The 14,219-nt window shown below is 52.2% G+C and carries 10 protein-coding genes and 2 pseudogenes; 9 read left to right on the plus strand and 3 right to left on the minus strand.

From position 1 onward, the window contains the following. Nucleotides 1–51: 51 nt before the first annotated feature. Together N902_RS0103545 and N902_RS0103550 are read right to left on the minus strand one after the other, a co-directional pair. Nucleotides 52–426: a DUF5615 family PIN-like protein gene (locus tag N902_RS0103545; protein WP_161635150.1), complete on the minus strand. Its 375-nt coding sequence runs from the start codon at nucleotides 424–426 to the stop codon at nucleotides 52–54. Next, nucleotides 419–649 (minus strand): DUF433 domain-containing protein, encoded by a 231-nt coding sequence (locus N902_RS0103550; RefSeq protein WP_244147364.1) that lies wholly within the window; start codon nucleotides 647–649, stop codon nucleotides 419–421. The genes N902_RS0103545 and N902_RS0103550 overlap by 8 nt, the downstream gene beginning before the upstream one ends. A 230-nt stretch (nucleotides 650–879) precedes the next feature. On the opposite strand from N902_RS0103550, the gene N902_RS0103555 reads away from it, so the two are divergent. The 9 genes and pseudogenes from N902_RS0103555 (at nucleotide 880) to N902_RS16225 (ending at nucleotide 13,828) form a co-directional block, all read left to right on the plus strand. Further along, nucleotides 880–3,948: an ATP-binding protein gene (locus N902_RS0103555; RefSeq protein ID WP_027369815.1), complete on the plus strand. Its 3,069-nt coding sequence runs from the start codon at nucleotides 880–882 to the stop codon at nucleotides 3,946–3,948. Next, nucleotides 3,945–4,436, plus strand: a complete 492-nt coding sequence (locus N902_RS0103560; protein ID WP_027369816.1) for a DUF7680 family protein — start codon at nucleotides 3,945–3,947, stop codon at nucleotides 4,434–4,436. The genes N902_RS0103555 and N902_RS0103560 overlap by 4 nt, the downstream gene beginning before the upstream one ends. 5 nt (nucleotides 4,437–4,441) lie before the next feature. Next, nucleotides 4,442–5,587, plus strand: a complete 1,146-nt coding sequence (locus N902_RS0103565; protein WP_027369817.1) for a Fic family protein — start codon at nucleotides 4,442–4,444, stop codon at nucleotides 5,585–5,587. 192 nt (nucleotides 5,588–5,779) lie between these two features. Next, nucleotides 5,780–5,944 (plus strand): annotated as a pseudogene (locus tag N902_RS20605) (DUF1156 domain-containing protein); the annotation flags it as partial. A 561-nt stretch (nucleotides 5,945–6,505) separates the two neighbouring features. Next, complete coding sequence (locus N902_RS0103570; RefSeq protein ID WP_244147365.1) at nucleotides 6,506–8,722, plus strand: DUF1156 domain-containing protein; 2,217 nt, start codon at nucleotides 6,506–6,508, stop codon at nucleotides 8,720–8,722. Nucleotides 8,723–8,753: 31 nt separating this feature from the next. Further along, nucleotides 8,754–9,011, plus strand: coding sequence for a type II toxin-antitoxin system HicA family toxin (locus N902_RS0103575; RefSeq protein ID WP_027369819.1), 258 nt, complete (start codon nucleotides 8,754–8,756; stop codon nucleotides 9,009–9,011). Then, nucleotides 9,011–9,223, plus strand: coding sequence for a type II toxin-antitoxin system HicB family antitoxin (locus N902_RS0103580; protein ID WP_027369820.1), 213 nt, complete (start codon nucleotides 9,011–9,013; stop codon nucleotides 9,221–9,223). The genes N902_RS0103575 and N902_RS0103580 overlap by 1 nt, the downstream gene beginning before the upstream one ends. Nucleotides 9,224–9,248: 25 nt before the next feature. Continuing rightward, entirely contained in the window at nucleotides 9,249–12,452 is a 3,204-nt protein-coding gene (locus N902_RS0103585; protein WP_027369821.1) for an SNF2-related protein, read from the plus strand. Between the two features lie 2 nt (nucleotides 12,453–12,454). After that, nucleotides 12,455–13,828 carry an RNA-directed DNA polymerase gene (locus tag N902_RS16225; protein WP_084287698.1) on the plus strand — a complete coding sequence of 458 codons (1,374 nt, stop codon included), beginning with the start codon at nucleotides 12,455–12,457 and terminating at the stop codon, nucleotides 13,826–13,828. Nucleotides 13,829–13,872: 44 nt separating this feature from the next. On the opposite strand, the pseudogene N902_RS19900 reads toward N902_RS16225, so the two are convergent. Beyond that, nucleotides 13,873–14,219 (minus strand): annotated as a pseudogene (locus tag N902_RS19900) (IS1634 family transposase); the annotation flags it as partial.

The raw sequence follows: 14,219 nt of genomic DNA on the forward strand, positions 1-14,219 counted from the left end.
AGAAAAGATTTATGGTGTCACATCCTATAAATGATGTGTGAGTCTGTCGTGTTAGCTGGAAGTGGATATCCATTTTTCTTTTGTTGAAGACAATATTATGAGATGATTGGAAATTATTTCCAGGTCAGCCCTTTGTAAAAATGGTCTTATTAGGGTCAGAATATTTTGCGAGGTGGTGGGGTTGACCTGGAGTCTAATGACACCTGGATGTTTATTTAAGGGCAAGACCGCCCAATCGCCAAAGTGATCATCCAAGGTGATCAAGATCCTATGCTCGAAAATGGCGTGTTCCAGTATGGCTCTGTCATCGGCACGTGATTGTCCAACCTCTGAGGCCCTTACCACGTCATAGCCTTCCTGGGCAAGAACATCGGCTACATGTTTCTGAATCATCTGATCAAGAAACAGCCGGATTGCTTTAGACATGGGCTTCCCGTATCTCGGTGTGATCAAGACTTTCCCGGGCAAAATCCAAGGCGGCCTTAATGTCCTCCCGCTCCAGCTCGGGATAATCCTCAAGGAGATGATCCCAGGATGTGCCTTCCGCGATTTGCTCCAAAACAACAGAAACCGTAATGCGGGTTCCTTTGATCACCGGTTTTCCGTTGCAGACCTTGGGGTACCATTCAATTCTGAATTGTCTGGTCACGATTGTATACTCCATAAGTCGTTTTGTGGATTCTGAGCCAGATCATTCAGTAAGATAGCTTATAGACAAGAATAGCCAGGGGCAAGTCTTTTGACAATGAGGCCTGACACTCTTTTATGAAAAAATACATTTCCCCCCAATTCTTCTTGCCAATCCATCCTTTGTGAGTTAAGCTCGCCCAAACTTATCATCATATTCCCATCTGTTACACAGGTCCTCAGGAGGCGTTCATGGCCTTGCCCACAGTGTATGATATCTGCGTCCCCCGCGAAGACGTGCTCCAGGGCTCGATTACCGAATCCGACTTTGCCGCGGACCTGGCCCAGGTCTTACGCGGAGATGCGCCGGAAGAATATACCGATCCAGTCAAATTCTTTGCCAATACCTATCCCACTCGGGGACTGAAGGCCTTACTGGTCAATGTCTGCCACCGCTTAAATTCCAGCAGCAAGCAGATTGCGGCCATCTTCCGTCTGGACACCAACTACGGTGGAGGAAAAACTCACGATCTGGTGGCACTCAAACATGCAGCCCAGGGCATGCAGGGTGTGGCCAATATATCGGAGTTCATCTCCCCGGATGCCTTGGTCAAAGATGATGTGCGCGTTGCTGCCTTTGACGGAGAAAACGCAGACCCGACCAACGGCCGCAACCTGGGACACGGCCTGCGGGCCTACACCCCATGGGGAGAAATCGCCTATGCCTTAAACGGGGTAGAAGGCTACGAGCTGGTACGCAGAAGCGACCAGGAAGGGGTGGCCCCGGGCTCGGAGACCATCAAGGAGCTCTTTGGCGGCCAACCCACGCTTATTCTCTTGGACGAACTCTCGGTCTACCTGCGTAAGCTCAAGGCCAAGCATCGGGATCGGGCCGGCGGGCAGCTCACCGCCTTTTTGACCTCTCTGTTCAAGGCGGTAGAATCCACTAATAATGCCGCCCTGGTCTATACCCTGGCCATTGGCAAGGGAGGGATTGCCACAGATGCCTATTCCGAGGAAAACCAGTTCATAGCCGATAAGATGGAAGAGGCGGAGAGCGTATCCGCCCGCAAGGCCACCCTTATAAATCCTACAGAAGAGGACGAGACGGTCAAGATCTTACAGCGTAGACTCTTTGCCTCCATTGATCAGTCCAAGGCCCAGATGGTGATAGAGGCCTATCGCCAGAAATGGTCGGCCCAAAAGGAGCATCTGCCCGCCCAGAGCCAGCAGCCAGCTGTCCTGGAAGCCCTTGAGCGCGGCTACCCGCTGCATCCTGAGCTCATCGACACCTTGCAGGAAAAGACCTCCACCCTGGGCAATTTCCAGCGGGTACGGGGTATGCTTCGGATTCTGGCCAAGACCGTATCCACCATGTGGGCTAAACAGCCAAGCGATGCCTATGCCGTGCATTTGCACCATGTGGATATCAGTGTGGAGTCCATCCGAAACGAAGTCGTCAACAAACTGGGCCAGCAGGCCTTTGTCCCTGCCTTGCGGGCGGATGTGGCCGCAGTTGCAAATGATCAGCCCTCCCTGGCCCAGGATATGGACGCCGAATTTTACACCGGGTTGCCTCCCTACGGCTCCTATGTGGCTCGGACCGTGTTTTTCCACACCCTGGCTTTTAACGAGAGCCTGAAAGGGGCCACCCAGGATCAGGTCCGGTTCTCCATCCTCTCTCCAGGAACGGACATCAGCTTTATCGACGACGCTATCCGCCGCTTTGTGCAGACATCGGCCTATCTGGACGATCGGCCCAACGCCCCCTTGCGCATTTTGACCGAGGCCAACCTGACCCAGATGGTCAGACGCCAGGAGCGGCAGGTAGACCCGGCTGAGACCAGGGCTCAGCTCAATGACCGCATAAAAAGCATATTCGGCGGGCAGACCCTGAGCCTGATCCCCTTTCCCAGCATGCCCAACGAGATACCTGACGACGGAGGTGAAAAAGCCCCGTATCTGGCCCTGATCAACTACGATGCAGCCGAGGTCAGCGGGGACCAGGTCCAGCTTCCGGACCTGATCAGACGCTTGTTTCGGGAAAAGGGCTCCAGCGGGGATCTGCGCATAAGTCGTAATGCCCTCCTGTTCCTCATCGTGGACGCGCAGCGCAAGGAGGATATGAAAAAGAAAATGGTCCGCCGCCTGGCCCTGGAAGCCTTGCGCGATCCGCAACGGCAGCAGGAGCTGGCTGAGTACCAGCAGGACCGACTCAAGGAATGGTACAGGCGCTCGGAGCAGGAGCTGGCCCTGGCTATACAGCAGGCCTACAGGCATGTCTTCTATCCCAGCCGGAATCGGGTTGAAGGTGCAGATGTAGACCTGGGGCATACGGTCATTGAGGTCCAAAACGCCTCCGAGACCCCGGGCAATGGGCAAAAGCAGGTGGTTCGTGTATTGCGGGACATGAACAAGCTCCGTCTTCCGGACGACCAACCCGATTCGCCCATTTACATCCGGGACCGCACCCCGCTGAAAAAAGGACGGATAACCACCGCGGCCCTGAGGAGCGAGTTCCGACGTGACCCTTCCCTGCCCATGCTGGCAGGAGACGATGTGTTTATCAAAGGTATCCGCCAGGGGATTGAGCAGGGCGAATTTGTGTACAAAAGCGGGGATCTTCTGTGGGGCAAGGGTGATCCGTGGGCGGATATCAAGATTGATGAGCAGTCCTATGTGTTCACCACAACCTATGCCCGGGAAAACGACATCTGGCCCCGGCCGGAACCCAAAACGGACCCACCCGCCGGCCCGCAGCCCGAATCCGGAGTAAAGGAAGGACCTGGAATTACCCCACCGTCACCTGAGACCGGCACAGGAGGCCATCCTGGAGCAGGGAGCCCAGGGCCAGAACCGCAGCCAACCTCTGACAATGGACATGTGGTCCAAGAAGAGGGAGTGCTCAAAGAGGCCTTGACCAAGGTTTGGGAAAAGGCCAGGAGCAGGAAGTACGGGTCCATCTCTTCCCTGACCTTGAAGCTCTACGATCCCAGCGACGGCTTCAAGCTTTTGGGTCTGGTCGGATCAGTGCCCAGAGCAGACAAACAGGTCAGCATTCAGGGCGAATACGAAACTACAGAAGGCAGTGAGCTGAGTATTGAGTTTAAGGGCAAGGTACAGGACGCCCAGCCGGTCAAAGACTTCCTGGATCCTCAGTTGCGGGCGGCCAGGGACAAGGATGTAAATATTACTTTTGATTTGACCTTCAATCCTGGACTTTCCCTGCACGGCGAGGAACCGGAAAATATAAGCCAGCGCTTGACCAAGTTTGGCACCGGAGCCTGCTTTGTCCTGGCTACTGCGGAGGCATCCTCATGAATGCACTTCCCAACATGATCGACAAAGAAACTGGCCAGGGCCTTCCCCGCTACAATCTGCGGGCCGCGAACCACGGACCTGGTGATTTTGAGCTGGAGGTCTGGCAGGTACCGTCCAATGGAACGCCGTATCTAAAAAAGCCGTTGCGCATTGCCGGCCTGCGGGGCCGCAATCTGGCCCTGATAGAACACCGGGTCCTGCGCCTGTTGGCCAAGGGCGGGGTCCAGCTGGGTAGCCTGAAGAAAAACGATCAAGCCCATTATACCCTCAGCGAGGATCTGGCTCTGAATCTGGGTCTTCTTTTCCGGACCCTGGCTCCCATGCGTAACCGGGAGAACATGCGCATGGTGGCCGACGGGATTGAGGCCATGGGCAAGGAAGAGGCCGCCTACTGGCTGGGTATGGCCATGCACCGCAAATATCCCAGACGGGTGCTCATGGCCCTTCGTTTTTTGCTTATTGATCCCAAGGCCAGGATGAAGGAGTGAGCAGCATGCCAAGGCCGGTGTATTATCATGAAGGCAAATTTCCACCTCCTGAATTGGACTGGTCCCGCCTCATACCATTTATTGGTCCTGCCAACGCAGCAGTAGCCAGGTATGATGGTATCTTGTCCGCTGTACCCAATGCCAATGTCCTCCTGACGCCGCTTATGACTCAGGAAGCAGTGCTGTCCTCCAGAATTGAGGGAACCCAGGCCACCTTTGGCGAAGTTTTGGAATACGAGGCAGAACAGGACAGCTCCAGATTCAGCCCAGAGCGCAAAGAGGATATCGGTGAGATTTTGAATTACCGGCGGGCTATGCATGCTGCGCTGGATATGCTCAAAGAACTGCCCCTTTGTCAAAGAGTGATTAAGGGGGCGCATGAAGTCCTCTTGCAAGGAGTGCGGGGGACGGGCAGATCACCGGGAGAATACAGAAAAGGTCCGAACTGGATTGGCTCTCCAGGATGCAGCTTTGAAGAGGCCACGTTTGTACCTATTTCAGCTGAAAAGCTCCCGGATGCCATGCGGATATGGGAAGAATACATCCATGCCCAGGCTCAGGATAAGCTCGTTCAGTTAGCTTTGCTTCATGCAGAATTTGAAGCCCTGCATCCTTTCTTGGATGGGAATGGCCGATTGGGACGGATGTTTGTGCCTCTGTTCATGGCTCAGGTCGGGCTCATTTCCAGCCCTATGTTTTATATCAGCGCTTATTTTGAAGCCAGACGCGATGGATATTACGAGCGGCTCTTGGCTGTCTCCCGGGATAATGATTGGACAGGGTGGAGCATGTTCTTTCTTCAGGCTGTCCAGGCCCAGGCTGAGGATAATCTGCGCAAGGCCCAGGCCATCTTAAGCCTGTATGATTCACTCAAGCACCGTTTTGCTCAATTGACCCATTCCCAGTACGCTATCCACGCCTTGGACTGGATTTTTCAGCGGCCGATTTTCAAGAGTTCGGATTTCATCAATGAACCCTTAATCCCTGAAGGAAGTTTAAAAAGGATATTGAGGATTCTAAAGAAAGAGCAAATTATTCAGGAGGTTATACGTAGTGGAGGACGTCGCTCAGCTGTTCTCGCCCTGCCATCTTTGTTGCGGGCAGCGGAACACGGGGATGATTTTGTGGATCATGTATTATCCACAAATTGATTTGTGGTTCATGAAACGCTGTTTTGTGGACTACAAGGTTATTTTTTCGGACCACCAGACGCCAGCCTAACCCTCGTAGTCGGTATCGCGATCGCGATCGGTATCGGACGCTATCGATCCCGATTTCGATTTCGATACCGATACCGATGTGGATCGAGTTAGAATAAACATTCAACAAGATTGAGAATAACCATGTCCAAACGCCTGATTGAGAACTGGCTGCCCATAGCTGAGTTGGGGATTGAAAGCCTGCGTGAACGTACCCCCATGACCCCATATCCTGCTCCCAACAGACTCCATGTCTGGTGGGCCAGGCGGCCTTTAGTTGCCTCCCGGGCGGCAATTCTGGCCTCTGTGCTGCCTGAAGATGCCGATAAAGAGAAGTTTGTGCATGCCTTGGGGATTCATGGGGATCCGATACAGGCGAAGATCAATATAGCCAAGGCCAATAGAGAGGGTAAAAGATTAGGTGCTGATGCATATGGATATCCTCGGGCGTTTACCTACTCACCATCTGCACAAGAAAAGGAATGGATGAGTTATGAAGCATCGAGAATTGGTATCAAAAATCCCTTAATACTTGATCCAACTGCTGGTGGGGGAAGTATCCCCTTTGAAAGTATCCGTTTGGGTTTATCTACTGAAGCGAATGATCTTAATCCAATAGCTGCGATCGTTGAAAAAGCAACCCTGGAATGGCCCTTATTGGATGGTTTGAAAATCCTCAAAGAGTTTGAGTGTATTGGTCAAGTATTTGTTTCAGAGGTACGTAGCAGACTGCAAGAATATTTTTCACCTGAACCGCAAGAAAATTGCCGTCCTGATGGCTACCTTTGGGCCAGAACCATCACCTGCCCCTACTGCGACGGTCTCATCCCCTTGTCTCCCAACTGGAGGCTGGCCCCAGACGGGACTGGTGTGCGACTCTCGCCCCAGATTAATGGCGGACCGAATAGTCCAGACCGATTTTGCCGCTTTGAGATCGTGGACAAGGCCAAGGATCAGTCTGAAGGCACAGTGGCCAAGGGCCGGGCGACCTGCCCGTTTCCTGACTGTGGCCGGGTCATCGACGGCGACGAGGTCAAGGCCCAGGCTCAGGCCGGAGACATGGGAGAGCAGCTCTTTGCTGTGGTCTACAAGGAGCGGGTTGTATCCAAAACCAAGACCGGCCGGGAGCGGGAAAAATGGGTTCGTGGATACCGGGCACCCAGGTCGGAAGATGAAGTGCAGGACAAGGTCCAGCAGGCCTTGGATGAAAAGCTGCCGGAGTGGGAGGCGCTGGATGTTGTGCCAAATGAAAGGTTTCCGGAGGACGGGAACGATACCAGGCCCATTCAATACGGTATGCCTCTGTGGCGCGACCTGTTCTCTCCCCGCCAGCTTTTGTGTCACGGCACCAGCGTGGAAGTCTTCCGCGAGCTTTATGAACAAGAAAAGGAAAAGCCTGGATTCTCCGAGGCCACAAAGGCGGCTTTTGGATATTTGGCGCTAGCCATCGATAAGTGCATTGACTGGAATTCAAAGCAATGCACTTGGGAGCTATCAAAACTTAGAATGGCCCACACATTTCATGTCCACGGCTTTCCATTAAAATGGTCGTTTGCTGAAATGGCTCCTCTTATTACAGGTATTGGCTATGATTGGGTTTTAGAAGCTACAGCGAAATCCTTAGCAGAACTCATTGACCTGGCCCGACCGGATGTTCAGGCCAAAAAGACTCGAAAAGGGCAGCAGCAGGTCCAACTCCCCACAACAGAAAACTATACCCCTCCTTCGATCACTGTGACCTGCAATTCCGCCGACTCCCTGGATCATTTGGACGATCAGTCCGTGGATGTGGTGGTCATGGACCCGCCGTACTACAACAACGTCATGTACGCCGAGCTCTCGGACTTCTTCTACGTCTGGCTCAAGCGTACAGCCGGGCATATCTATCCAGAGTATTTCCGCCGCCCGCTCACAGACAAAGAAAACGAGGCTGTGGCCAATCCGGCCAAGTTCAAGGGAGAAAAGGGAGCCGGGGCTTTGGCGAATGAGGACTACCGGGAAAGAATGGCCGCCATTTTTGCCGAATGCCGCAGGGTGCTCAAATTTGATGGGATCATGACCCTGATGTTCACCCACAAGGCCACCGGGGCCTGGGACGCTTTGACCAAGGGGCTGATGGAGGCCGGGTTCATTATCACCGCCAGCTGGCCCATCAATACCGAGGCCGAGGGATCCATGCACATCAAGGACAAGTCCGCGGCCAACTCGACCATATTTCTGGTCTGTCGGCCCAGGCCGGAGCGCTCAGACGATGACGAGGTCCTGTTCTGGGAGGACCTGGAACCCAGGGTCAGATCTGCGGTGCGCAGCCGGATTCAGGATTTTCAGGCCGCCGGGATCAAAGGTGTGGATCTGTATCTGTCCAGTTTCGGTCCAGCCCTGGAGGAATTTTCCGGGCACTGGCCCATTCAGCGCGGGCAGCCCAAGGCCAAGACGAGCAACGGCAAGGGCAAGGCCTTGGACGCACCTTTTGATCCCTACGCTACCTCGCCGGAGGATGCCCTGGATGCCGCCCGCCGGGAGGTGAAGAACTGGCGTATGGAACAGCTGACTACCATCCAGCGCCAGGCTGAGCTGGATCCTTTGACTGAGTGGTTTGTCCTGGCCTGGGACGCCTTTCAGGCTCCCCGTTTTCCCTACGATGAAGCCCTGCGCCTGGCCCGGGTGGTGGGACTGGATATGGATCGGGACATTATCGGCACTGTGGCTGAGAAGAAGACCAGCGATGTCATTATCTGGGATAGCGAAACCAGGGCGGCCAAAGGAAGCTTGGGAGCAACTGACGGCTCCCGGGCCATGTTGGATGCCCTGCACCATGCCGCATATATTGCCAGAACCAAGACCCTAGCCGCGGCCAGAGAGATGCTGGCCAAAACCGGAGTGGATCAGGATCCGGCATTCCTTAAGTCCATGTCTGCCGTGCTGGAGGTTTTGCCGCCTTCAGAGGCCTTTGTCGGTTTTGCTCCGGCAGATGCTGTTCTGCCGGCAGCCGGGGACTTTGAGGCCCTGGAAAAGCTGCGTCACCTTGCTTTTGGGGAAAAGGTCTATCGGCCACGGCAGTTGAGTTTGTGGGAGGCGGGGGAGTAACTTCATAACTATAATCTCTTGCGTTATCTTCATGGACAAAGATCAGAAACTCTATGAGTACATCCTGTTGAAAAAAGGGGATGCCAATATCTCCTTTACCGAGCTATGCCGCCTCTTGAGGCGTCTTGGGTTTGATGAAAGAATACGGGGTGATCATCATATTTTTACCCGGGAGGGCGTGGAGGAAATCTTAAACCTCCAGCCTAAAGGAGCGAAAGTAAAATCTTACCAAGTGCGGCAAGTAAGATATGTTATTTTGAGGTATGACCTTCAAGTTGGAGAACAATAATGGATAACAAATACGAAATGATCATCTACTGGAGTCAGGAGGACGAAGCCTTTTTGGTTGAGGTTCCGGAGCTTCCAGGGTGCATGGCTGATGGGCAATCCTATGAAGAAGCTGTGGCTAATGCTCAGGTGGTCATTGAAGAATGGATAGAAACAGCCCGGGAGCTTGGCCGACCTATCCCTGAGCCCAGGGGACGGCTCATGTATGCGTGATGTTTGTTGCTAATGGAGCTTTGGTTTGACTCTGCTTTCTGACCACGAATGGAAGATCAAATATACAGTGGAAGATGGTGACCTGCTCACCCGGTTTTACATCCCGGCCCTGGAGTGTGCTGTTCGCTATGACCGAACCACTGGGTATTTCACTGCCGGGGCCTTGGCTGCCGCTGCCCGGGGAGTGGAAGGGCTGATCCGCAACCAGGGGCGTATGCGGCTGATTGTGGGCTGTACCTTGGGCGAAGCAGAATTGCAGGCAATCAGCAAAGGAGTAGAGCTGCGCCAGGCCCTGGAGAACAAAATGGCCGGGATGCCCTTGCAGCCCAGGGATAAAGATACAATTAACGCCCTGGAGCTGTTAGCCTGGATGGTGGCTAAAGGCTATTTGGATGTGAAGGTGGCCGTTCCCTGTGACTCAAATCGCCGTCCAGTGGCCAGCGAAGCCATATTTCATGAAAAAGCAGGCATAATCGAGGACAAGACCGGAGACCGGTTGGCATTCAATGGCAGCATCAATGAGACAGAGCGAGGGTGGCGACAAAATTGGGATAGCTTCCACGTCTTTACCTCCTGGACCGGAACCTGCGGGCATGTTGATGCTGAAGAAAAAAGCTTTCAGAGCCTTTGGGCGGATAGGTCCAAACGGGCTTTGGTGGTCGACATACCCCAGGCCCTGCACGGTGAACTCTTCAAGTTCATGCCTGCCGAAGACGCCCTGCCCCAGCGGCTTGTGGCTGCTGATGATTTCCAAGAATACGGGCAAACTGAAAAAGAACCCGCCTCAGAACCAGAATCCATTGCTGATCCCAGGCGAATTGTCTGGCAATACATCCAATCCGCTCCTGCTTGGCCTGATGGTGGAGAGCGGACGGGTGAGGCCACCAGTGCAGTAACCCCTTGGCCGCACCAGATCAGAGCCTTTCAGCGCATGTACCATATCTGGCCGCCCAAGCTGCTCATTGCCGATGAAGTGGGCCTGGGCAAGACCATCCAGGCCGGTATGGTTCTGCGTCAGGGCTGGCTGGCAGGACAGGCCAAGCGGATTTTGGTTTTGGCCCCCAAGGCCGTACTCCGGCAGTGGCAGATTGAGCTGCGGGAAAAGTTTAATCTGAACTGGCCAATTTATGATGGCCGAACCCTGTCCTGGTTTCCTTCCCCGGCCATGTCCGATGACTGGCAACGGCCAGTGACCCGCAAAGACTGGCATAAAGAACCCTGTGTTTTGGCCTCCAGCCACCTTATGCGCCGTCAGGATCGGGCACAGGAGCTTTTGTACGAGGCACAGCCCTGGGATCTGATCGTAGTGGACGAGGCTCATCATGCCCGGCGCAAGGGCGGAGGAGTGGGTACAGACGATCGCCCCAACCAGCTCCTGCGGCTTATGCAGCGCCTCAAAGACCAAACTCAGGGTCTTATCCTGCTGACTGCCACTCCCATGCAGGTCAGCCCCATTGAGGTCTGGGACCTGCTCAGCCTGTTCGGCCTGCCCAGAGAATGGCATGCAGATGCTTTTCTTCGCTTTTTTGAATACGCTTCCCATCCCCTGCCCGGGGACAAGGAAATGGCCGGCATGGCAGCCATGTTCCGGGCTATGGAGCGAGACTATGGCCCTGTATCCGAAGAGCAGATCCAATCCTATGTTCCGGGCGGGAGCAAGATGAAAGCCCGCAAGATTCTGCGGGCCTTGCGGGATACAGCCACCATTCCCCTGCGCAAGCTGGAGACCCCGGAACGTAAAGCGGCCGTGACTGTCATGAAGGCCAATTCGCCTATCAAACGGTTGATTTCCAGACATACCCGGGAGCTTTTGCGGACCTACGCCAGCAAAGGAAAGCTCAGCGCCAGAATCGCCCAGCGAGAGGTGAGGGACCGGTTTGTGCCCATGAGTGGGGCCGAGCGTCAGGTGTATGAAGATATGGAAAACTACATATCCAGCACCTACAACAACACTTCCCCGGACAAACGAACGGCCATGGGCTTTGTGATGACCATATATCGCCGCCGCCTGGCCAGCAGCTTCTATGCCCTGCAAAGGACCCTACAGCAAAGGGTTGATGCTCTGGAGAGACGGTTTGATCTCAGCCGGCGGGACCAGGAGCAGGTACAGGAAGATATCCTGGACGATGAACTGAGCGAAGAGGTCATGGACGCCCAGGAAGCGGCAGAATTGGAGACTGCGGCCCTGGCTTCAGAAGAATGCACCGATATCCGCACGTTGCTTGCGAACATCAAAAAACTGGCCCCGGATACAAAGGTCCAGGTCCTCAAAGAGGTCATCCAGGAACTCAGGGATAGGGGCTACCCTCAGGTCATGGTCTATACTCAGTACACAGACAGTATGGATTTTCTGCGCCAGGAGATTGTCAAGGATATGCCCGGCAAAGTGATCTGCTTCTCCGGCCGGGGAGGCGAGGTTTTGGGCAGTGACGGGCAATGGGAGCACATCACCAGGGACGCGACCAAGAAGCTTTTTGCCAACCGGCAGGCTGAGGTCATGCTCTGTACCGATGCTGCGGCTGAGGGATTGAACTTTCAATTCTGCGGGGCTGTCGTCAATTACGATATGCCCTGGAACCCGATGAAGGTGGAGCAGCGCATCGGGCGCATAGACCGCTTGGGACAGGAATTTGAGCAGATCCAAATCGTTAATCTACACTATGAAGACACAGTGGAAACGGACATCTACCTGGCCTTGCGGGAGCGCATCCAACTCTTTCAGACTTTTGTCGGTCGTTTGCAGCCCATTCTGGCCAAGCTGCCTGGGGCCATTGCTCAGGTGACCCTAGGGGCACAGGGCGACCAGGATCAGGCCAAGGAAAACCTGCTCTCCGAGATTGAGCAGCAGGTCAAGGATGCCGGTAAGGGCGGCCTGGATCTGGACGACATTACCGATCAGGATCTGGAAGAGCCGGTTCGTCCTGACCCGCCGTACACCCTGCACGATCTGGGAGCCATCCTGGAGAAACCCCATCTCCTGCCGCCAGGCCTGGAAGTCGAAAAACTGGGCAACAAGGAATTCTCATACCTTCGCCCCGGCATGAAGTATCGGGTCCGGGTGACCACAGATGCAGACTACTTTGACCAGAATCCGGAAAGCACAGAGCTCTGGTCTCCGGGGAATCCTTTGTTTCCGGTGGTGGAAGAGACGGGGGAGAATGAGTTTGTGGGGAGAGAGGAGTTTATAGCGATAACTCGAGAAGCGACAAGTAACAAGTGCAAAGGCTAAAAATGCATTTAAGAGAGCATCTAAAAGAGCATTTTCTTGAAACAAAGTCTCTTTTAAAGAAAATCCCGCCCACTGAAGTTGCATATTGGTTTCTCAAGGAGGGATATTTTCCTGAGCGTTATGTATTGCCTCCATCATTTAAGGTATCAGATTTTAAGTTGTTAGAAGAACCTTATAATAAGGAACTTTCAGATCTGACTCGCAGGCAGATTGCAAAGATATCATATCCAAAGACACTCTTAACATCTCGCGAATTTGGTATAATCCATCCATGGAATTATCATGACATAGTATTCCATTTTTATGAGAATTGGGATTTACTTATTGATCATTTATTTCATGATGAACAAAGAATATACTCATACAGCAATCCAATTCCTGTGACAAAGAAAAATAAAGGACGAGTTGGTCGTATACGTGCTGGTCGAATGATTTATGAATGGTTGTCGATGGCAGAAAATGATATGGTTCTTGATGCTGGTAAGTATCAGTTTATAGCCAGAACAGACATCTCTAATTTTTATTCATCAATCTATACCCACACCATACCATGGTCTTTACACGGAAGAGAAGGATCTTTAGTTGATAAATGTTTTAACCTGTTGGGTAATAAGGTTGATCGGCTTCTTCAATATTCTAATGATGGTAGAACAAATGGCATACCCGTGGGTCCTGCTTTGACTGATTTCATTGCGGAAATTGTGTTATCAGGGGTAGATGTTAATGTATCAAGAAGGATAGATAAAAAGGTCGATTTTCAAGCTGCACGATTTAAGGATGACTACCGCTTTCTTTGTTCATCAGAAGAAGATGGTCAAAAGATCTTGCAAGAAATTGCTGATGTATTACAAGAATATAATTTAGTTATAAATGAGAAGAAAACATCGATACTAAAATTACCTGATGAAGTATACAGAAAACATGATAGAGAATATTTTCCTTACAGCATAAGAGATAAGAAAAAAATAAGTTTCAAGCTTTTTGAGCATACTCTTCTTGTTGCATTAGAAATACACAGAAGACATCCAGGAACAAGTATATTAGAAAAATTCATATCTGAGTTATTTGATAACGATAAGCATTTGAAAGTATATTTTTCTGGCTCATCAAATAAAAAGCTTCAGGAAATTAAAAAGATGGTAGAGTTATTGTTTTTTGCGAAGAGAGAGTCACAAAAGATTTTGTGTCATGTTCTTGCTGTATGTGAACAATTGTATATAACTTATAAAAAGCAATATAAAATACTAAAGGAATATTTTCAGCAAAGAATATGTTATGAAATGAAGATAGCATCAGAAAAACGGTCTACCTTTGAAGTCGTTTGGTATATATTTTTTTCTCGTTTTATCGGTCTCGGACTCGACTTTCAGGAATGAATTAGCGCGCACCACCTTACACCCTGAAATAGATTACAAAATTACTATTGCGCCTGTAGAACCCATGCGTCTTGGATTACATAGCCCATGCCCTTTAGGATCTCGGTCTGAAACTCATTCGGGGTCTCCAAACCGAGCTCCGGTGTTTTGGCTCCTTGGTGCCAGGTGAGCACACAGTCGAAGTCGTGCATCTCTTCCATAATCACCTTGGAGGTGTACTTGTTATCGAATTTGAGCTCCAACAGGCGTAAAGCGGTTAAGGCGATCATGCAGGTCAAGAGGTGACAACGGATTTTGCCGTCAGTCCAGTGAAATATGGGATTGACCCGGACCTGAAAAGGATCCTTGCTGACTCTGAACTGGTTTTCAATCTTATACCGGTCCAATGATG

The organism is Desulfovermiculus halophilus DSM 18834 (assembly GCF_000620765.1).
In the GTDB taxonomy this organism is placed as follows: Bacteria; Desulfobacterota; Desulfovibrionia; order Desulfovibrionales; family Desulfothermaceae; genus Desulfovermiculus; species Desulfovermiculus halophilus.